The 20,403-nt window shown below is 70.6% G+C and carries 13 protein-coding genes and 3 pseudogenes; 8 read left to right on the top strand and 8 right to left on the bottom strand.

The window, feature by feature from the left end:
* Window positions 1-11 precede the first annotated feature (11 nt).
* Entirely contained in the window at window positions 12-890 is an 879-nt protein-coding gene (locus tag BST11_RS06980) for a universal stress protein (protein ID WP_083137228.1), read from the bottom strand.
* Window positions 887-2,326: an amino acid permease gene (locus tag BST11_RS06985; protein WP_372509738.1), complete on the bottom strand. Its 1,440-nt coding sequence runs from the start codon at window positions 2,324-2,326 to the stop codon at window positions 887-889. The genes BST11_RS06980 and BST11_RS06985 overlap by 4 nt, the downstream gene beginning before the upstream one ends.
* Before the next feature lie 125 nt (window positions 2,327-2,451).
* On the opposite strand from BST11_RS06985, the gene BST11_RS06990 reads away from it, so the two are divergent.
* Window positions 2,452-3,603 carry an alpha/beta fold hydrolase gene (locus BST11_RS06990; protein WP_142276225.1) on the top strand — a complete coding sequence of 384 codons (1,152 nt, stop codon included), beginning with the start codon at window positions 2,452-2,454 and terminating at the stop codon, window positions 3,601-3,603.
* Here the strand turns inward: BST11_RS06990 and BST11_RS06995 are convergent.
* The 4 genes from BST11_RS06995 to BST11_RS07010 are packed head-to-tail and all read right to left on the bottom strand — an operon-like array spanning window position 3,567 to window position 8,738.
* Window positions 3,567-5,375 (bottom strand): sulfatase-like hydrolase/transferase, encoded by a 1,809-nt coding sequence (locus BST11_RS06995; protein ID WP_083137230.1) that lies wholly within the window; start codon window positions 5,373-5,375, stop codon window positions 3,567-3,569. The two genes, BST11_RS06990 and BST11_RS06995, sit on opposite strands and share 37 nt — an antisense overlap.
* On the bottom strand, window positions 5,368-5,820 hold the full coding sequence (locus BST11_RS07000; RefSeq protein WP_083137231.1) for an SRPBCC family protein: 453 nt from the start codon (window positions 5,818-5,820) through the stop codon (window positions 5,368-5,370). Before BST11_RS07000 ends, BST11_RS06995 begins: the two co-directional genes overlap by 8 nt.
* A gap of 21 nt (window positions 5,821-5,841) precedes the next feature.
* A complete protein-coding gene (locus BST11_RS07005; protein WP_083137232.1) occupies window positions 5,842-6,693 on the bottom strand; it encodes a CbiQ family ECF transporter T component in 852 nt (283 codons plus the stop codon).
* Window positions 6,690-8,738: an ATP-binding cassette domain-containing protein gene (locus tag BST11_RS07010; RefSeq protein WP_244897555.1), complete on the bottom strand. Its 2,049-nt coding sequence runs from the start codon at window positions 8,736-8,738 to the stop codon at window positions 6,690-6,692. The genes BST11_RS07005 and BST11_RS07010 overlap by 4 nt, the downstream gene beginning before the upstream one ends.
* Before the next feature lie 118 nt (window positions 8,739-8,856).
* On the opposite strand from BST11_RS07010, the gene BST11_RS07015 reads away from it, so the two are divergent.
* From BST11_RS07015 to BST11_RS07025, 3 genes are all read left to right on the top strand, one after another.
* A complete protein-coding gene (locus BST11_RS07015) occupies window positions 8,857-9,354 on the top strand; it encodes a MarR family winged helix-turn-helix transcriptional regulator (protein WP_067319900.1) in 498 nt (165 codons plus the stop codon).
* A 104-nt stretch (window positions 9,355-9,458) separates the two neighbouring features.
* Window positions 9,459-11,807, top strand: coding sequence for an ABC transporter permease (locus BST11_RS07020; protein WP_083137234.1), 2,349 nt, complete (start codon window positions 9,459-9,461; stop codon window positions 11,805-11,807).
* 81 nt (window positions 11,808-11,888) lie between these two features.
* Entirely contained in the window at window positions 11,889-13,829 is a 1,941-nt protein-coding gene (locus BST11_RS07025; RefSeq protein WP_083137235.1) for an acyl-CoA dehydrogenase family protein, read from the top strand.
* A 27-nt stretch (window positions 13,830-13,856) separates the two neighbouring features.
* Here BST11_RS07025 and BST11_RS07030 read toward each other — a convergent pair whose 3' ends face one another.
* On the bottom strand, window positions 13,857-14,327 hold the full coding sequence (locus BST11_RS07030; protein WP_142276228.1) for an LppP/LprE family lipoprotein: 471 nt from the start codon (window positions 14,325-14,327) through the stop codon (window positions 13,857-13,859).
* A 353-nt stretch (window positions 14,328-14,680) separates the two neighbouring features.
* Between BST11_RS07030 and BST11_RS29230 the strand changes: the two are divergent.
* The 4 genes and pseudogenes from BST11_RS29230 to BST11_RS07040 all read left to right on the top strand — a co-directional run.
* Window positions 14,681-14,740 (top strand): annotated as a pseudogene (locus tag BST11_RS29230) (hypothetical protein); the annotation flags it as partial.
* An 84-nt stretch (window positions 14,741-14,824) separates the two neighbouring features.
* Window positions 14,825-16,045, top strand: a pseudogene (locus BST11_RS28385) (molybdopterin-dependent oxidoreductase); the annotation flags it as partial.
* A gap of 453 nt (window positions 16,046-16,498) precedes the next feature.
* Window positions 16,499-18,778: pseudogene (locus BST11_RS28390) on the top strand (flavodoxin domain-containing protein); the annotation flags it as partial.
* 86 nt (window positions 18,779-18,864) lie between these two features.
* On the top strand, window positions 18,865-19,107 hold the full coding sequence (locus BST11_RS07040; RefSeq protein ID WP_083137236.1) for a hypothetical protein: 243 nt from the start codon (window positions 18,865-18,867) through the stop codon (window positions 19,105-19,107).
* On the opposite strand, the gene BST11_RS28395 is transcribed toward BST11_RS07040, so the two are convergent.
* A complete protein-coding gene (locus tag BST11_RS28395; protein WP_244897560.1) occupies window positions 19,080-20,396 on the bottom strand; it encodes a molybdopterin-dependent oxidoreductase in 1,317 nt (438 codons plus the stop codon). The genes BST11_RS07040 and BST11_RS28395 overlap by 28 nt on opposite strands.
* Between the last annotated feature and the right edge of the window lie 7 nt (window positions 20,397-20,403).

The following is a 20,403-nucleotide window of genomic DNA, read 5'->3' on the forward strand; positions in this document are numbered from 1 at the left end:
GCCGAAACGCGCTAGCCCGGCAGCACCAGCACCGGCACCGGGCTCTCGCGGATGATCTTGGCGCCGCGGGAACCGAGGAACACCCGGCGGATTTCGTCGCGTGGGCGGGTCCCCAGCGCAAGGATCTCGCCGTCCTGCCAGTCCACCTTGTCCAGCGCGTCATGCCAATCGTGGCCGGTAACCACTTGCAGCGCAACGTCTTCGCCGACCACCCCGTCGACCCTCAACGTGGCCATGATGTCGCGCGCCTGCGACGCCCACGCCTCGAGGATCTCGTCCTCGACGGCCAGCCCCACCTCGGGGGGATACATCGTCTTGCCCCGCACGGCGAAGGTCACCACCCGCAGCGGCAACCCGAATCGCTGCGCGGTGTCCGAACACCGGCGCACCACCTCGACCGCGTCGGGTGTGGCCGCGAAGGCGCAGGTGATCCGCGTCAATCTGCCCGCGTGCGCGCGATATCCGCGCGGGCTGATGGCCACCGGCACGCGCGACGCGTGCAGCAGCCAATTGGCGGTCGTGCCGATCACCACGTGCCCGCGCCCACCGCTGGGCAACGACCCGAGCACCAGGACCTCGCCACCCACTTCGTCGACCACCTCGATCAAGCCACCCGACACCGAACGGTGCGCGCGATGCAGGTAGCCGACGTCGATCCCCCCGGCGATATCGCGGAGAAACCCCGCGGCCTCCCCGGCCGACTCGGCGCCCAGATTGTCCGCCCACTGCTCGTATTCGGCGTCGACGCGCGCAAGCGACGGGGTCGGCCACGGCTTGGGCACGACGGTCGCCACGACGAGCGAGGTGCCCAGTGTCCGCGCGGCGCGGACGGCCAGGTGCAGCCCGGACAGGCCGACTTCGCCGGCGCGGTAACCGACGACGACGGTCACACCGTGTCCTCGGTGTCCGCGGTGTCCTCGGTGTCCTCGGTGTCATCGGTGTCATTCAGCGCGCTGTGATGGCGGCCCCAGACGAAATAGAAGATCAGCGCGAGCGAAATCCATCCGGTGAACGCGATCCACGTGTACCAGTGCAGGCTGAGCAGGATGTACCCGCACGCCAGCACCGAAAGGGCCGGCGTCACAGGGTAACCCGGCACCTTGAACGCCCGCGGCAGCTCGGGCTGGCGCACCCGCAGGACGATCACGCCGACGGAGACGACGATGAACGCCGTCAGCGTGCCGATGGACACCATGTCCGTCAGCTTGTCCAGCGGCACGAACGCGGCCAGCCCGCCCGCCGCCGCCGCGACGATCGCGGTGTTGCTCACCGGGGTCATGGTGCGCGGATTGACCGTGGCGAACCTCGACGGCAGCAGCCCGTCCCGGCCCATGGCGAACAGGATGCGGGTCTGGCCGTACATGGAGACGAGCGTGACCGTGAAGATGGAAATCACCGCGCCGGCGGCCAGAACCGTGCTGGCCCACCGGCCATGGGTGACGTTGTCGAGGATCGTGGCCAGGCCCGCCTCCTGCTGCCCGGCGAACTCGCGCCACGGCTCGGTGCCCAGCGCGGCCAGCGCGACAAGCAGGTACACGGTGGTGACGGTCGCCAGCGCGGCGATGATGGCGCGCGGCATGGTCTTCTGCGGATCCCTCACCTCGTCGCCCGCCGTGGACACCGCGTCCAGGCCGATGTAGGAGAAGAAGATGGTGCCGGCCGCCGAGCCGATCCCGGCGACGCCGAACGGCGCGAAGTCCCGGAGATGGTCGGCGTCGAAGGCCGTGAACGCCAGCACCACGAACATGGCCAGCACGCCGAGCTTGGTCAGCACCATGATCGTGTTGACCCTGGCCGATTCGCTGGCCCCGCGGATCAGCAGCAGCGCGCACATCACGATCAGGACGACGGCCGGCACGTTGACGTAGCCCGGTTGCGCATCCCACGGCGCCGCCGACAGGGCGTGCGGCAGCCGGTATCCGAACAGATTGCTCAGCAGCTTGTCGAGGTAGCCGCTCCAGGTGACCGAGACGGCCGCGGTGGACACCCCGTATTCGAGCAACAGGCACGCCGCCACACCCATCGCGACGACCTCGCCCAGCGTGGTGTACGCGTAGGAGTACGACGAACCCGAAACCGGCACGGCGGCGGCCAATTCGGCGTAGCAGATGGCCGCCAGTCCCGCCGCGATGCCCGCGACGAGGAACGAGACGATCACCCCGGGGCCGGCCTCGGGCACCGCCTGGGACATGACGAAGAAGATTCCGGTGCCGATCGTCGAGCCGACGCCGAACATGGTCAGCTGGAACGCGCCAATGCTGCGCTTGAGGTGGTCCGCGGCGCCGCGGGCGACGTGCGCGCCCGTTACGGGACGACGCCGCATCATCTGGTCGGTCAGGCCGATCGGGGTGGATGGCAAGGGCGCGCTCCTGTTGGTCGGGTCAGCCGATTATCACTTGGCCCGCTTTCACCGTTTCGGCGCCCCGCCGCCCGGGAATCCCCGCTGTGCCAATGACGGAGACATCACCAAGCCGTATCCGCTTGAGCCATCACATCGTGCAACTCGACGACGGGCGGCGGATCGGCCTTTCCATCGGCGGCCGCGGAGTGCCGTTGCTGTTCATGCACGGGCTCCTGCTGAGCCGCCGGGCGTATTTGCGCATGCTCAGCCGGATCGCCGGGATGGGATTTCTGGTCGTCGCCGTCGACGCCGCCGGTCACGGCGACACCTGGCGGCTGCCCGGCGATGCCTGCGGTTTCACCGATCGCGCCGATTCGGTGTTGCGCACGTTGGACGCCCTCGGCATCGGGCAAGCCGTGTTCGTCGGCCATTCGATGGGTGGGCGAATGACCATTCAGCTGGCCGCACGCGCGCCCGAGCGGGTGATTGCGGCCGTGCTGTTCGACCCGGCGGCGGGGTCGCGGTTCGACACCGCCATGCCGAATCTGGTGAAGTCTCCGACCAAGGCGCTGGGCGCGGCCTACACCGCGGTCCGCGACACGCTGGGCGACCCGACGCAGCTCTCGGCGGGCGAACAGCTCGGATACTTCCGCGTGCTGGCGGCGGTGGCGGTGCCCAACCTGCGGTATCCGATCGGAGCCGTCCGCACGATCAGGGCCATCATCGAGTCGGGCGACTACACGCCGATGCTGCGCACCATGCGCGACGAGGGGATGCCCACCATGGTGGTGCACGCCGAAAAGGACATGATCGTCCCCTTCCCCTACGCGCGCGAAATCGCCAACGAGTCCGACGCCACGCTGTACAAGGTGCCCAGCGCGTACCACTCATGGATGATCGCCAACCCGCGCCAGGGCGCCGACGCCTTTCGGCAACTGCTGGGCGGCGAGCTGGGCGAGGTGCTGCGCGACGCCGCCGACGCGATGGGCATCGCCGACCTCGACGACCACGAGGCCTGGGAGCGCGAATTGCTGGACCCCGACGCGCTGGTGCTCGAGTTCATCCACGGTCGCGACCGGATCGAAATCGGGGCCGAGGAGCCCGACCATGTCGAACTCGAGCTGGTGCGGAGTACGGAGCGCTCGCACGAGCGGATGTCGTGGGCGCAACGCATGTATCGCAAGTGGGCGGCCAAGCACCTGCACCAGGCGCGGTCGAAGATCCGTCAGAACACCCGCATCGAACGGGACCGCCGCGAATAGCCGCCTCGACGCTCCGGTGGCCGGCGAGATGCGTAGGGCCACGGCCGGTTTCGCTCCGGGACGGAGCTGGCCCGGGCCTGCTTCAGCTGAGCGCGCAGGTGCGCGCGCAGGTCGTGCAGATCAGGATCGGCCCACCGGTTGGCGGCTTCGATCGGGTCGGCGGTCAGGTCGTAGAGCTCCCACTGGTCGTCCAGCGGGGACGTGCGGTAGGCGTCGCCGCCGAGCCCGTTCGCGGCGAGGTGGCGCACGCCGGGTTCGGTCCAGGTGGCGGGGTCGTCGAAGGTGCGGACCAGCTTCCACAGGTGCCCGGCGCCGCCGGGTGCGGCCGCGTCGTCGACGCGGACGACCAGCCCCTCGAAGTTGGTCGCGGTGTGGGCGGGCACCCGAATCCGCAGCGGCGCGGGCGGATTGACCGTCCGCTTCAGGCGGCGCGCCAGGCCGGAGGCGCCGCTGTCGCCCTCGAGCACGTTGTCGCGGGTCATCAGGTATACGGCCCGCGTCGGGTCGGCGGGCGCCCCGTCGACCACCGGCATCAGGTCGCGGCCCGGCAGCTCGTGCACCTCCGAGAACGACTCGGCCAGCGTGGCGGCGACCGCCCCGGCGTCGACGCCCGCGGCCGACAGCAGCGTCGGGACCAGGTCGACGTGGGAGGTGGGTTCGGTGACGACGCGAGGCGCCGTCGGGCGCTCGCCGATGCGCGCGATCACGAAGGGAACGCGGGTGGCCTCGTCGTAGAGGTTGAACCATTTCTGGTGCAGCCCGCCGTGGGCGCCGAGCAGATCCCCGTGATCGGCCGTCCGCACCAGCACCGCATGGGCCGAGCCGCCCTCGGTGACCGCGCGCCGGACGCGGTCGATCGGCCCGTCGACCTCGGCGTGCAGGCGGTAGTAGAGGTCGCGGTAGCGCTGGGCGTCGCGCTCGTAGGTCCGGTTGATCAACGGCGCCGGGCCATATCCGGAGTAGTAGGCCTCGCGGAAGCCGATCTGCGCGGCGGGCTTGGCCGACAGGTCCTCGTCGGCGGTGGGCGCCGGGGGCACCGGCGGCGGATCCAGCGGCGACGGTCGCACCGGGCCCCGGCGCGACCACGCGGGGAACAGCACGATGTCGTGCGGGTTGACGAAGCTGGCCACCAACAAAAACGCGCGCAGCGCCGCGGGATCGCCGGCGCGGCGGCGGGCGTAGCGATCGGCGAGCCAGGCGACCACGCGGTCGGCGATCAGGGGGTCCCGTCGGATGCCCGCGTTGGCCAGCAGCGCCCCGTGCGGCTCGGGACCCACCCAGCCCGAAAAGCCGTACGGCCCAAGCGGATCGGCGTCCAAGTAGCGCCGCACCGCGGCCGCATCGACGACACCGTCGTCGTCGTTGGTCGCCAGCGTGCCGCCGGTCGCCGGGTCGACGAGGTCGGCGTGCGAGATGTGCCACTTGCCGTCGTAGTGCGTGTCGTATCCCGCCGCGCGGAACCAGTTGCCCAGTGTCGGCACCTCGCCCCGGCGCAACCACCGCATGCGGGAGTCGTCGGCCGTCTTGCCGATGCCGTCGGTCTGGGTGACGCCGTGCAGGTCGGGGTAGTGGCCGGTGAAGATCGTCGGGCGGCTGGGCACGCAGGCCAGCGAGCCGGTGTAGTGCCGGGCGAAGCTGACGCCGTTATCGTCAAACCACTTGCGGCCGTGCAGCGTTCGATCGCGCCATGCCATCACCTCGGGGGCCTCGTATGGGGGCACCGCGCGTTCCTCGTCGGTCATCACGATGATCACATCGGGGCGATCAGACACGGGTGTTCTCCAATCGTTTCGCGAGCCCGGCGAGCATCACGTCGGACTGTCGGGCCAAAAAGCGGCACAGGATGCGTTCGGCCAGTCGTTGGGCCGTGCCGGAGCCGATGTGGACCGTGCTGGTCAGGGTCACGACGGCCGCGTCGGGCGCGTCCGCGGCCAGCGTCCAGCGGTTGGCTATCCGGCGCACCCGCCTGGGCAGGCCCTCGATGTCGTAGGCGAGTGCGCGCGGCGGGTCGAATTCGGTGATCGTTTCCACGAGGGCGTCGCGCTTGACCTGGACTCGTCGCGCGGTGCCGACGGCTCCCCCTTCGGGCCCCGCATGCAGGATGCACGAGTGGTCGACGTTGCCGGCCCACGAGGCGATCGATGCGAAGTCCGCGAGAACATCCCAGACCCGTTGCGGGCGGGCCGCAACGCGGCGGCTGCGGTGGATGTCGGCCACCCGCCCACGCTACGTGAACGTTCAGGGGATCGTGTGGAAGACCGTCTCGATCACCACCGCCAGGGCGCTGACCGCGATCGTGATGGCGATCGTCACCCAGTCGGCGAGCCTGGGCCGCGCCGGGTTGGCCGAGAGCTGACCGGTGCCGCCGCGGGCGGTGATGGCGTCGCCCATCTCGTCGGCGCGCCGCAGCGTCACGGTGATCGCGGCCGCCAGCAGGTCGATCAGCTCCAGGGCGTGCCTGCGCCGGCGGGCCTTGCGGCTGCGCGGAATCCGTTTGGGCCGCAGCCGGCGGGCGGCGTAGAGCACCTGGAATTCGTCCATCAGCATCGGGAAGGCGCGCAGGGCCAGCGCCAAGGCCGCCGCCCACTCGTCGACCGGGATCCGCAGCAGTTTGAACGGCCGGCCCAAAGTCGCCAACGCAGGCCCTATTTCGGCGACGTTGGTGGTCCAGGACACCATCGCGCCGAGCGCGAGCAGCACGACCGACAGCGCCGTGATGCGCAGGAAGTTCAGGCCTCCGCCGAGCCCGACCTCGAGCCCCCATATCGAGACCTTCGGTCGGCCGCCGGCCAGCGCCGCGGTGATGCCGCCCAGGGCGATGACGACCCACAACCACCGCGGCATCGACGGCAACACCCCGCGCGGGATGCGCGCGAGCCTTGCCGCCGCCAGCACCAGGGCCGCGACCAACCCGATCGTCACCCAGCCCGGGTAAAAGGTCAGCAGCACCGAAACGCCGAAGACCACCACGAGTTTGGTGCCCGCCCACAGGTCGTGGATGGTCGAGGTGCCGGGCACCGGGACGAGCAGCACGACGGGCCGGGTGGTGCGGCGGGTCGGGCCGCGCGAGGGGGCGGACGTCGCGGTCATGCCATGCCTCCCGCCGTGGCCGGCACGGGTTCCAGCGTGCCGTTGCGCAGATGCAGCGTGCGCGGGCACAGGTCCTCCAGCCCCACGAAGTCGTGCGAGATGACGACCACCGTCAGGTCCTGCTCGCGGCGCAGGTCTTCCAGCAACCGCAGCAGGCCGCGCTGGCTGGCGGCGTCCAGCCCGGCCAGCGGCTCGTCGAGGATGAGGGCCCGCGGGGAACGGGCCAACAGTCCGGCCAGCACCACGCGCCGCATCTGGCCGCCGCTGAGCTGGTCGATGCGCCGCCTGGCCAGCGTGGAATCGAGTCCGACGACGGCCAGGGCCGCGGCGACGCGATCGGTCTCGCGGTGCGAAAAGCCCGCCGCGGAGGCCACTTCCAGGTCGACGCGGCTGCGCATCAGTTGCAGCCGGGCCGCCTGGAACGACAGCGCCACCGCGCCCACCTGCTCGTGGGTGGGCCGGCCGTCCATGAGGCAGGTGCCGGTGGTCGGGATGGTCAGCCCGGCCATGATCCACGCCAGTGTCGACTTGCCCGAGCCGTTGCCGCCGTGGATCAGCACGCCGTCGCCCTGCCCCACCGCGAAGCTGACGTCGCGCAGGGCGGTCTTGGCCCACGGGGTGCCACTACCGTATTCGTGACCGACGTTGCGAAGTTCGATCACCGGCGCGTGCGGGCTGTGGTCGACCGGGACGGGCCTGGCCGGAGCGGCCGCGGTCTCGACCATGCCGGTATTGTCGGGCGAATCGCTGAGATCGATTGTGCGGTCGGCTGAATCGGCCTCGTTGTTGTAGTGCGTGATGTGCACCAGGGCGGTGCGGTGCCGCTTGGTGAGCCCCGACAACACGCCCAACAACGCGTCCCGTCCCTCTTGGTCGACCATGGTGGTGACCTCGTCGGCGATGAGCAGCGCCGGTTCGCGGGCCAGGGCCGCGGCGAGCGCGAGCCGCTGCAGTTCGCCCCCGGACAGGCTGCCCGTGTCGCGTTGGGCGAGCCCGTCGAGGCCGACCTCGCCCAGCAGCCGGTCGACGTCGATCTTGGTGCCCGGTGGCAGGCCCCAGACCACGTCGTCGGCGACCCGGGTGCCCAGCACCTGGCTTTCGGGGTGCTGCAGTACCAGGGCGGTGCCGCCCAGCTTGCCCAGGCCCACCGCGCCCGGCCGGTCGACGGTGCCCGACGTCGGTTCCCGCCCGGCCAAAATCAGCATCAGCGTGGTCTTCCCGGAACCGTTGGGCCCGGTGATCGCGACGTGTTCGCCGACCCGGAACTCCAGGCTGATCTCGCGCAGCGCGTCCTGGCGGGCGCCGGGGTAGCGGAAACGCACCTTGTCCAGCCGCACCGGGACCGGTCCGACATCGCCCCGCTCGCCCTCGCTTCCGTCCCAGGCGTCCAACTTGTGCACGTCGGGAAGGCCGCGCATCCGTTCCAGCAGGCGCGACAGCGCCCACCAGCCGATCAGCGACACGACCATGATCCCGATGCCGTAGTAGGCCAGCACCAACCACTGCCAGTAGTGCAGCGCGACAGCGAAATAGCGCTTCAGGTCGCCCGCGGCGCCCTGCATGTGCACCCGGCCCAAGAACCTGGCGACGCCTTCCACGTTCGCGGTGGCCACCTCGAAGATCAGGTGGCGCAGCCGGGTCATCACGGTCAGCGCGCCGACGTTCGCGGCGCCGAAGGCCAACCCGGCGACCAGCGACGAGATGATGACGGTGAACGCGCCCCGTCCCTTGCGTTTGATGAACCCGGTCAGGCCGCCGATGTAGACGCAGTGGACGACGGACATGAACCCGCCGAGGCCGGCGATCAAAAAGGCGATCACCCCGGCGGCGACGGTCGCGGCCGTAAGCACCCGGAGCCGGTAGCGGTAGGCCAACAGCCCGGTGGGCACGGTGCCCAGCAGGGCCAGCCCGGCCGCGAAGGGAACCACGACGGAGATGATGGCGATCACCGCGCACAGCGCCCCCATCACTGCCGCCTGCGCCAACTCGACCGGCCGCAGCGCGCCACCCCGGTGAGGTGAACGGCGGGGTCGGGGGACGGTCACTTTATCGATTCTGCCAGGCCGCGGCGGTGACGACCCGCGCCACACCACGCCGGCCGGGTTTTCCGGGCGGGCCGTGTGGCACTCGTCTCGCTTAGCAAAGCTATGCAAGCATGGACACATGAATGCATCCGCCGCCAACCACAACGATGTCGTTGACGCCGCCACCAACGAGCCGCAATCGGGCCTGGGGGCCGACCTACTCGCCGTGGTCGCGCGCCTCAACCGGCTGGCCACCCAGCGCATCCAGATGCCGTTGCCCGCGGCGCAGGCCAGGCTGCTGGCCACCATCGAGGCGCACGGGGAAGCCCGGATCGGCGACCTCGCGGGCGTCGACCACTGCTCACAACCCACGATGACCACGCAGGTGCGCCGGCTCGAGGACGCCGGCCTGGTCACCCGGACCGTCGACCCCGGTGACGCCCGGGCGGTCCGGATCCGGATCACCCCGCAGGGGATACGCACGCTCAACGCCGTCCGCGCCGACCGCGCCGCGGCGATCGAACCGCAATTGGCCCTGCTCGATGCCGCCGAGCGCAAGGTCCTCAAGGAAGCGGTCGACGTGCTGCGACGCCTTCTCGAGAACGCCGCGACGACGCCGCGGCGCCATACCCTGTGATCGCCCACCACGGTGGCCACACCGCCGCCGGCGGGTAGACACTGGGAATCACCCGACAGCCCGGAAGAGCGCTGTGGTCTGACCGACGACGAAAGGCGGGGACGATGCCGACGCAGGCTTCCTCGCCCTTGACCGTCTGGGTGGGGCCGACGAGGTACGTCTTCTCCCCCGGCCGCGACGTGCTGGTGGGCTACGGCGGCGAGGTCGACATCCCGCTCGAGGCCGCGGCCGCAGGCGCCGACCCGGCGCCTCGCCCCGAGGTGGTGCTGCGGTTCACCGGGAACAACTGGGTGGCCATCGACACCGGCCCCCACGGCATGTACGTCGACGGGTCGCGGGTGTCGACGCTCGACATCCGGTCCGGTCAGGCGATCGCGATCGGTGACCCGCAGCGGGGCCCGCGCCTGGTCTTCCAGGTCGGTCCGCCCGTACCGCCGCCCGGTCCCCCGCACCGCGCCGACCCCAATCTGCTGGCCCCGACCGAGCGACCCACCCAGCGCATGCGGGTCCCGGCGCCGCCGCCCGCGGCGGAGCCGCCCGTGGAGCCCGCGCCGCCGCCGGCGGCACCGCCCGTTCCGGCTTCGCCCGCGCCGCCGCCCGTCCCGCCCGCGCCGGCGCCGGCGCCCGTCGCGCGGGAGGAGCAGACGGAGGGCCCGGGGCTGATCGAGCGGATGATCACGCGAAAGCTGCGGGCCCCCCGCGAGGCCGTCCGCGCGCCGGACGGCAACTCCACCTTCCGGCTGCCGCTCGCGTCGGGGGCGCGCACCAGCGGCGTCGTCGCCTACCGGTTGGGGCTGACGGTCGACGGGCGCGACGTGCTCACGGACGTCTCGTTCACCGCGGGGCTGGGGACGTTGACCGCCGTCGTGGGGCCGTCTTCTGCGCGCGGCTCGGCGCTGCTCGAATTGCTCGCCGGCAGGCGCGAACTCGGCTCCGGCCGAGCCACCGTGGACGGGCACGACGTGCACGCCGAGCCCGAGTCCATGCGCACACGCATCGGGATCGTGCGGCGCGACGAGTGCGTCCACCCGCGGCTCACCGTCGAGCAGGCCCTGACGTACGCCGCCGAGCTGCGCCTGCCGCCGGCAACCGCGCCCGAGCACCGCCACCGCGTGGTGGATCAGGTTCTCGAGGAGGTCGGGCTGGCGCCCCACCGCGCGACCCGGATCGGCAGGCTCCCGCCCGAGCTGCGCCGGTGCGTGTCGATGGCGGTCGAGCTGCTCACCCGCCCGACGCTGCTCGTGGTCGACGACCCGGGCGCCGGCCTGGATCCGGCGCAGCAAGACCACGTGATGACCGTGCTGCGCCGCCAGGCCGACATCGGCTGCGTCGTGGTGGTGGCGGTGCCCCCGCAGGCGTCGCCGCGCAACCTCCACATCTGCGACCAGGTGGTGGTCCTCACGGCGAGGGGCACCGCCGCCTTCGTCGGGGCTCCCCGACAACTCGAGCCCGAGATGGGCAGCGCCGACTGGGCGACGGTCCTCGAGCGGGTCGGCGCCGATCCCGACGGCGCGCACCGGGCATACCTGGACCGTCGACCGGCGCCGCCCGCGCCGCCCGAGGTCGCCGCGCCGTGGCCCCGCCCGGCCGGGCTCTCCGCGAACCGGCAAATCCGGCTGCTGGCCCGCCGTCAGCTCCGCCTGATGTTCGCCGACCGCACCTACGTGCTGTTTTTGGCCATCCTGCCCTCACTGCTGGCGGCGCTGACCCTGCTGATCCCCGGCGATTCCGGCCTGGGCCGGCCCGAGCCGGGGGGCCCCAACCCCCACGAGGCCATCGAGATCCTGGCCGCGCTCAACATCGGCGCGGTGATCCTGGGCACCGCCCTGACCATCCGGGCGGTGGTCGAGGAGCGTCGCGTCTTCCGGCGCGAGCAGGCCATCGGGCTGTCGACGGCGGCGTACCTGGCCGCCAAGGTCGCCGTCTTCGGTCTGGCCGCACTCGTCCTGACGGCGGTCTTCTTCGCGATCGTGATCGTCGCCAGGGGCGGGCCCGTGCACGGCGCCGTGCTGCTGGGCAATGCGACGGTCGAGCTCTACGTGGCCGTGGCGTTGACGGCCGTCGTCTCCGCGGTCGTCGGGCTGATGCTGTCGACGCTGGGCAACCGGCTGCGAGAGGTGCTGCCGCTGCTCGTGCCGGTGATCCTGGCCTCCCTGCTGTTCAACGGGAGCCTCGTTCAGCTGGTGGGCCAGTGGGGCTTTCAGCAGGTTTCGTGGTTCGTGCCCGCCCAGTGGGGCTTCGCGGCATCGGCGTCGACCGTCGACCTGCGCCGCGTCGACGCGCTCGCCGCCAACACCTTGATGTGGACCCATTATTCGGGCTGGTGGTTGTTCGATGTGGTCATGCTGGCGGTCCTCGGCACGGTCGCGGCCGGTGTCGCGGCCTATCGGCTGCGTCGGGTGAGCCCAGTCCGTCGCGCGCGAGGCGATTTTCCCGCCGCCGCTTCACGCTGAAAGTCGTCAGCGCGCACTCGACGCGACCAAAGCGCTCGTTGACCTGTTTGCGGGGCCCCGCGGGGGGATACCGTCCTGTTTATGGCGCCAGAGATTTCCAGCACTGCCCAACACCTGCGCAACGCCCTGGACGGGCGGTGGCGCGACATGAAGAACCGGATGCGCGACACGCTCACCGAGGACCTGTTCCGCCCGCACTACACGCCCAACACGGTGATCGCCCGCACCAAGGTGGCCGAGCAGATGCGGATCATGGCCGCGTTCGGCGCCGCCGCCGACTCGTTCCGCAAGGAGCACGGCGGCACCGGCGACGTGGGCGCGGCCATCTCGATGATCGAGATGCTGGCGATGTCGGACCTGTCGCTGATGGTGAAGGCCGGGGTGCAGTGGGGGCTGTTCGGCGGGGCCGTCGAGAACCTGGGCACCGAGCGCCACCACGAGACCTACGTGCCGAAGATCATCAGCCTCGAGCTGCGCGGCTGCTTCGCGATGACCGAGACCGGGCACGGCAGCGACGTCCAGTCGCTGGAGACCACCGCGACCTACGACCCCGAGACCGAAGAGTTCGTCATCGACTCCCCCACCCCGACCGCCCGCAAGGACTACATCGGCGGCGCCGCCGAAACCGCCACCATGGCAGCGGTTTTCGCGCAACTGATCACCACCGAGGACGGCAAGCCGGTCAACCATGGCGTGCACTGCGTCCTGGTACCCATCCGCGACGCCGACGGCAACGACCTGCCCGGGGTGACCACCTCGGACTGCGAATACAAGGGCGGCCTGCCCGGCGTCGACAACGGCCGCATCGTCTTCGACCACGTCCGCGTCCCGCGGGTGAACCTGCTGAACAAATACGGCGACGTCGCCGCCGACGGCACCTACAGCTCCCCGATCGACAACCCGAATCGCCGGTTCTTCACGATGCTGGGCACCCTGGTGCGGGGCCGGATCACCGTCGGCGGCAGCGCGGGCGCCGCCGCGCGCGTCGCGCTCGACATCGCCACCCGATACGCGTTGGAGCGCAGGCAATTCAGCGCCCCCGACGGCGGCGGCGAGGTGCTGATCATGGACTACCTGGTGCACCAGCGGCGGCTGTTCCCGCTGATCGCCAAGTCGTACGCGCTGCAGTTCGCCCAGAACGAACTGGTCAGCAGGTGCCACGACGTCCAGACGGCCGACGCCCCCGACGCCGAAGAGCAGCGCGAACTGGAGGCCCGCGCCGCGGGGCTGAAGGCCGCCAACACCTGGCACGCCTCGCGCGCGATCCAGGAGGCCCGCGAGGCCTGCGGCGGCGCGGGTTACATGGCCGAGAACCGGCTGATCGCGCTGCGCGGCGACACCGACGTGTTCACCACCTTCGAGGGCGACAACCACGTGCTGACCCAGCTGGTGGCCAAGGAGCTGCTGACGGCCTACGCCGACGACATCCGCAGCATGAGCCCGGTCGAATGGGTGCGCTTCGCCGCCAACACCGTCGGCGAGCGGGTCATGAAACGCACCGCGGCCGAAGCGATCATGCAGACGATCGTCGACGCCCGCCAGGACAGCGAAGAAGAGGGCAGCCTGTTCAACCGCGGCACCCAGGTGACGATGTTCGAGGACCGCGAAAACTATCTGCTGTCCTCGGTCGCGCGCCGGCTGCAGGGCAAGTCCAAGGAGATGTCGGAATTCGACGCGTTCAACGCCGTGCAGGACCACGTGCTGCACGCGGCGGGCGCGCACATCGACCGAATCGTGTTGGAGGCCTTCGTCGCCGGGATCGACTCGTGCAAGGACGAGGAGGCCCGCAACCTGCTGGAACTCCTCTGCGACCTGTATGCGTTGTCGGTGATCGAGGACGACAAGGCCTGGTACATCGAGCACGGCTACCTGTCGAGCGGACGGGCCAAGGCGGTCACCCGCGGCATCAATGACCGGTGCCGCAAGCTGCGCCCGCACGCCACGACGCTCGTCGACGGGTTCGGCATCCCGGAGCCGCTGCGCTACGCCGAGATGCTGCACCCGGAGAACCTGCCGGACTGATACCCCGAAAGGGGTTGCGCGCGAACGCTATTGGTGGGGGATCTTGCCCTGCGCCTGCAGTTTGCCGTCCGGGCCGATCTGGAACTTCACCGTGCCCGTCCCGGTTGGACAGCAGGGCTGGTCCTTGCCGACCTGCCACCGGTACTGCACCGTGACGGTGTCGTCGGCCGGCGGCAACACGGTGATGTAGGGCTTCGGGTTGGGGGTGGGTGTGCCCAGCGGGGTGTTGTGGTCGAAGAACACCAGCTGCTGGGGGGTCGACTCGCTGGCGATGGTCGGAATGATTTGCACCCAATACAAACGGCAGTTCCTCGTGTGCCCGCGGGCGATCTCGACCCAGCGCGTGCCCGGGGTCGTGACGGGCACCGCGGAGATGGCCCGGCGCACCGTGTCGGCCTTCGGCCCGTCGGAGTCCTTGCACTTGTCGGGCGGCATGGCGGGCGGGGCCGGCGCCTTCGAGGCGCAACCGGCGGCCAGCAGGATCGCCAGGATCACCATCAGCCGACGCACGCCGTGAGCTTAGCGAAGGCGGGGAAACTCCGACTCGCGGCCACGCGGGCATTCGTGTCCCGGTCGCGCAGTCGGCGTCGACCCACCCTGACCTGGGAGATTGAGGTCCTCTGGCCACCTCACCGCCGCATCGGCCGCGGTGAGAGGAACCCGTAAAACGCGAGAAACGCCGCATATCCGGTGCCGAAACATGCTCACCGCACCATTCACCGCAAGCCCGTTGCGCGCGAAGGAGGGACGTAGGCGTGACTGCCGAGCCCGCTGCGGCCCCCGGAACCTCTGAGTTCTCCGACGCCGGCGCCGTGAAAACCATGTGCGCTTACTGCGGCGTCGGCTGCGGCATGCTGCTACAGGTCGCCACCGACCCCGTAAGCGGGCGCCGCCGGGTGGCGAAGGCTCTTGGCAACAAGCAACACCCGGCCAACTTCGGTCGGGTGTGCACCAAGGGGGCAACCACCGCCGACATGCTTGCGGCCCCGGGCCGGATGGACTCCGCATACGTTCGCGACGACCGCGGCGAACCGCTCCAGCCCGTCGACACCGACACCGCGATCACCCGTTGCGCCAAGCGGTTACGGGCCATCATCGACGAGCACGGCCCGGACTCGTTCGCGATGTACGTCTCGGGCCAGATGTCCATCGAGGCTCAGTACCTCGCGAACAAGTTGACCAAGGGGTTCATCGGCACCAACCAGATCGAGTCGAACTCGCGGCTGTGCATGGCCAGCGCGAGTTCCGGTTACAAGCTGTCCCTGGGTGCGGACGGACCGCCCGGCTCGTATCAGGACTTCGACCGCGCCGACGTCTTTCTCGTCATCGGCGCCAACATGGCCGACTGCCACCCGATCCTGTTCCTGCGCATGATGGACCGCGTCAAGGCGGGCGCCAAGCTGATCGTGGTGGACCCGCGCCGCACGGCGACCGCCGACAAGGCCGACCTGTTCCTGCAGATCGCCCCCGGCTCCGACCTCGCGCTGCTCAACGGGCTATTGCACCTGATCGTCGAGGATGGGCACATCGACGCGGATTTCATCGCCGAGTTCACCGAGGGCTGGGAGGTGATGCCCGGCTTCCTGCAGCAGTACACCCCCGACGCGGTCAGCGAAATCACCGGCATCCCACCCGAAGACATCCGCGCGGCGGCCCGCATGCTCGGCGCGGCCGACAACTTCATGAGCTGCTGGACGATGGGCCTCAACCAGAGCACCCACGGCACCTGGAACACCAACGCCATCTGCAACCTGCACCTGGCCACCGGCGCGATCTGCAAGCCCGGCAGCGGCCCCTTTTCCCTCACCGGGCAGCCCAACGCCATGGGCGGCCGCGAAATGGGTTACCTGGGGCCGGGTCTGCCGGGCCAGCGGTCGGTGGCATCGGCCGACGACCGCGAGTTCGTCGAGGACCGCTGGGGCGTCCCGCGCGGTACGCTGCGCACCGAGGCCGGCGCCGCCACCGTCGACATGTTCGCCCGCATGGCCGACGGCCGGATCAAGGCCTGCTGGATCGTGTGCACCAACCCCGTTGCCTCGGTGGCGAATCGGAGGACGGTCCTGGCCGGGCTGGAACGCGCGGAGCTGGTGATCGGCCAGGACGCCTTCCTGGAGACCGAGACCAACCAATACGCCGACGTGTTGTTGCCGGCCGCATTGTGGGCGGAATCCCAGGGCGTGATGGTCAACTCCGAACGCACCATGACGCTGTTCCAGCCGGCGGTCCAGGCGCCGGGCCAGGCGCTGCCGGACTGGCAGATCATCGCCCGGATCGCCTGTGAGATGGGCTTTTCCGAAGCGTTCAGCTACGACCGCGCCGAGGACGTCTTCGAGGAGATCAAGGGGTTTTCGAACCGGAAGACCGGCTACGACCTGCGCGGGGTCAGCTACGAGCGGCTGCGCCGGACGCCCTTGCAGTGGCCCTGCCCGCCCGAGGGCGCCCGCGACCGCAATCCGATCCGGTACGTCAACGACGGCGTCAGCCAGAATCGGCTGGTCCGCGGGGACGGCAGCGTGCCGCGGCTGGCCTTCCCGACCCCCACCGGCCGCGCGGCGTTCTTCGCCCGCCCGCATCTGCCGCCCGACGAAATGCCCGACGACGACTACCCGTTCCTGTTGAACACCGGGCGCCTGCCGCACCAGTGGCACACGATGACCAAGACCGGGAAGGTCGCCAAGCTCAACAAGCTCAACCCGGGCCCGTTCGTCGAGATCCACCCCGACGACGCCGACCGGCTACAAGTCAGCGACGACGACCCGGTCGAAATCGCCTCCCGCCGCGGCCGTGCCGTGCTGCCCGCGGTGGTCAGCGACCGGGTGCGTCCCGGCAATTGCTTTGCCCCCTTTCATTGGAACGACGCGTTCGGCGAATACCTGTCGATCAACGCGGTCACCAACGACGCGGTGGATCCGATATCGAGCCAGCCGGAGTTCAAGGCGTGCGCCGTCACCCTGGCAAAGGTCGCCGTGTCCCAACCCGAAGAAACTCCCGCCGAGGGCGTCACCTCCCCGCTCGACGCGCTGGCCGAAATCCTCGGCGTGGCAACCCAACCCGCGCCCGAATTCGACGAGCCCGGCCGCTCCTACCTCGCCGGGATGCTGACCGGGTTGCGTTCAGAAGCCGGACGCCGCGCGGGCGGGGTGCCCACGCTGCCCGCCACCGCGCCGTTCGACTCCAGCACCCGGCACTGGGTGGACGGCCTGCTCGCCGGGCTGTTCTCCCGCATCGAGGCACCCCGGCCGATACCGGCGCAGGCCGTCAACGAGCCGGCCGCCGAACCGAAACCGGCGCCCGACCGAACGCCGATCGTGGTGCTGTGGGCCTCGCAGACCGGAAATGCCGAAGAGCTCGCCGCCGAAGTCGCCGCGCGATTGGGCGAGGCCGGATTGCCGGCCGCGCTGCGCGGGATGGACGATTTCCCGGTGTCCGAGCTGCCGGCGGCGAGGGAACTGCTGCTGATCACCAGCACGACCGGCGACGGCGATCCGCCCGACAACGCCGCCGGCCTGTGGCGGGCGTTGACGGCCGACGGCGCCCCGCGCCTCACCGCTACGCGTTATGCCGTTCTCGCGCTGGGCGACTCGAACTACGACGATTTCTGCGGTCACGGGCGCCGGCTCGACGAGCGCCTCGCCGAGCTCGGGGCGACCCGCCTCGCCGCCCGGCGCGACTGCGAGCCCGACTACGACGACTCGGCGGCCAAGTGGCTGGCCGACGTCATCGCGGCCCTGACCCGCACACCCACCTCCGCGGGTCCGCAGGAAAGGGCGACGGCGCGCAAACCCGCGGTGGTCGCGGCGCCGCCGCGCCCGAGCGGGCCGGCCCCGAGCGCCTACAGCAAAAAGCGCCCGCTGATCACCGACCTGGCCCGCAACATCAGGCTGAGCCGGCCGGAGTCGGCAAAAGACGTGCGGCAGCTGGTGTTCAGCGTGCCGGAGGACACCGTGAGTTACGAGGCCGGCGACGCGCTGGGCGTGTGGCCGCGCAACAGCGACCAGCTGGTCGACGAGTGGCTGTCCGTGACCGGGCTGGACGCGCAGACCCCGGTCGAGGTCGGCGAGCACGGTCTGATGTCGCTGCGCTCCGCGTTGACCGAGCGGATCGAGATCGCCCACATCAGCCGGGATCTGGTGCGGTTCGTGCAGGAACGCACCGGCGATGGGGAGCTCGCGGAGCTGCTCAAGCCGGAAAACAAGGCCGCCCTGAGGGATTGGGCGTGGGGCCGCCAGTCCATCGACCTGCTGGCGCAGCGGTCGGTCTACGCGTCGGCCCACGAATGGGTGCGGGTCCTCAAACGCCTTCAGCCGCGGCTCTATTCGATTTCCTCGAGCCCGAAGGAATTCCCCGGGGAAGTCCACCTGACGGTCTCGCCGGTGCGCTACAACTTCCGGGGCGTGCCGCGGCGGGGGGTGTGTTCGACCTACCTCGCCGACCGCTCCCCCGGCGATCGGATCGCGGTCTATCTGCAGCCGTCGAGCAACTTCCGGCCGCCCAGCGATCCGCACACGCCGATGATCATGATCGGTCCGGGCACCGGGATCGCGCCCTTCCGCGGTTTCCTGCAGGAGCGGCGCGCGCTCGGTCACACCGGCCCCAACTGGCTGTTCTTCGGCGAGCAGCACGCCGCCACCGACTATTACTACCGCGACGAGATCGAGCAGATGCATGCCGACGGGTTGCTCACCGAGCTGGATCTGGCGTTCTCCCGGGACCAGCGCGACAAGGTCTACGTGCAGCACCTGATGCGCAGGCGCGGCGCGCAGCTGTGGCGCTGGCTGCAGGACGGGGCGCAGCTGTACGTGTGCGGTACCGCCGATCCCACGGCCAAGGACATCGACCGCGCCCTGTGCGACATCGCCGCCGAACACGGCAGCCTCGACCCGGACGCCGCGACGGCCTACGTCCGGTCGTTGAGCGCCGACAAGCGCTACCACCGCGACGTTTACTGAGGCGTGTGCCGCGCCCGGCGGGGCCCGTAATGCGACGGAAACGTCGCGCATCAACCGGCGAAACATTCACTGCACAAGATCGGTTCATGAAGACCGAGTGCCCGCTGCAGTGCCGGTTGCGACGAGACGCGGCGACCGGCCACGTCGTTTGGGCGGGGTTGCCCGCCAACCTCGATCTGGCGTTCTCCCGGGAGCACCGCGACGAGGTCTACGCGCAGCACCTGTTGCGCGAGCAGGGCAGCCCGCTGCGGCGGTCGTCGGAGGGCCGCGCGCGGCTGTGCGTGTGTGAGATGGTCCTAGGTCACTCGACGACGACCGAGATGGTCTGAATCGCGTTGCCGCCGTAGCCGAGGCGATTCCATTCGGGTTTCTCCGGCTGCGTGTGCCCGGCCCCGTCGGTGGCCCGCGCCCGCACGGTGCGAACCCCGCGGCCGTCGCAGCGGGTGATCAACTCCCACCACTGCCAGCTGTGGCGGCGGTATTCGCCGATCATGCGCGCGCGCTGCCACGGGCCCCCACCGATCGAGACGTCGACGTGTTCGACGGGCGCGGCGCCCGACCACGCGACGCCGCGGACCACGAACTCCCCGGACGGCACCGACGCGCTGTCGACGGGTTGGGCGATCAACGCGCGCACTCGCTGCAGGCGGACGGGCTCGCGGACAACCGCCCCGTCACGCTCCCATTCGAAGCGGTAGCGCCGGGTCTGGAAGAAGCCGTCGAACGGGCGGTCGATGACCTCGATGTCGGTGAGCCACTTGACCGACGCGACCGAGTACCAGCCGGGAACGATCAGCCGGACGGGGCGGCCGTGCTGCAGCGGCAGCGGCTCCCCGTTCATCGCGAAGGCGACGAGCGCCTCCGAGGCGAGCGCGTCGGCCACCGACAGCGCGCGCTCGAACCGCACGGGGGCTACCGCGCCGTCCACCAGCCCCGCGTCGGCGCCGCGGAATACGACATCGTGTGCCCCCGCGGTCAGCCCGGCGCGCTCCAGGATTGCCGCCAGTGGGACACCGGTCCATTCGGCGGTGCTGGCCGCCCCGTAGCGCCACCGCTCACCGGCGACGGGCGGGTCGAACTGGCTTCGGCCGTTGCCCGCGCATTCCAGCGTGGCGATGAGCGACTGTGCCGGCAGGTTGTTCAGGTCGCGCAGGCCCAGCCGCAACGGCCGCCGCACCGCCCCGGTGACCGCCAACTCGTGCCGCTCGGGATCCAGCACCGGGGTGGCGAAGTGGTTGCGGACATAAAAATGGTCGGCGGGCATCACGACACCGCCGACCAGTTCTTGCAGTGAGGTCTCACAGTTCAGCGGGTCCTCCTGGTGCACCACGAGTCCCGAGCCCCCGCCCCGGTTCACGACCGGCAATCCGGCCGCCGCCCACGCGCACATCCCACCCGCCAGGTTCACCGCGTCGAAGCCCGCCTCCCGCAGCGACGTGGCCACCGCCGCGGAGCGCCCGCCGGACCGGCACACCACCACGATTCGCCGGTCGCGGGGCAATTCGTTTTGTCGATCGCGCACGCGTCCGACCGGCATCAGGATCGCGGTCGGCGCGTGCTCGGTACACCATTCGTCCGGTTCTCGGACGTCGAGCAGCAGCGCCCCGTCGTCCACCATCGCCTTG

The organism is Mycobacterium alsense (genome assembly GCF_002086635.1).
In the GTDB taxonomy this organism is placed as follows: Bacteria; Actinomycetota; Actinomycetes; order Mycobacteriales; family Mycobacteriaceae; genus Mycobacterium; species Mycobacterium alsense.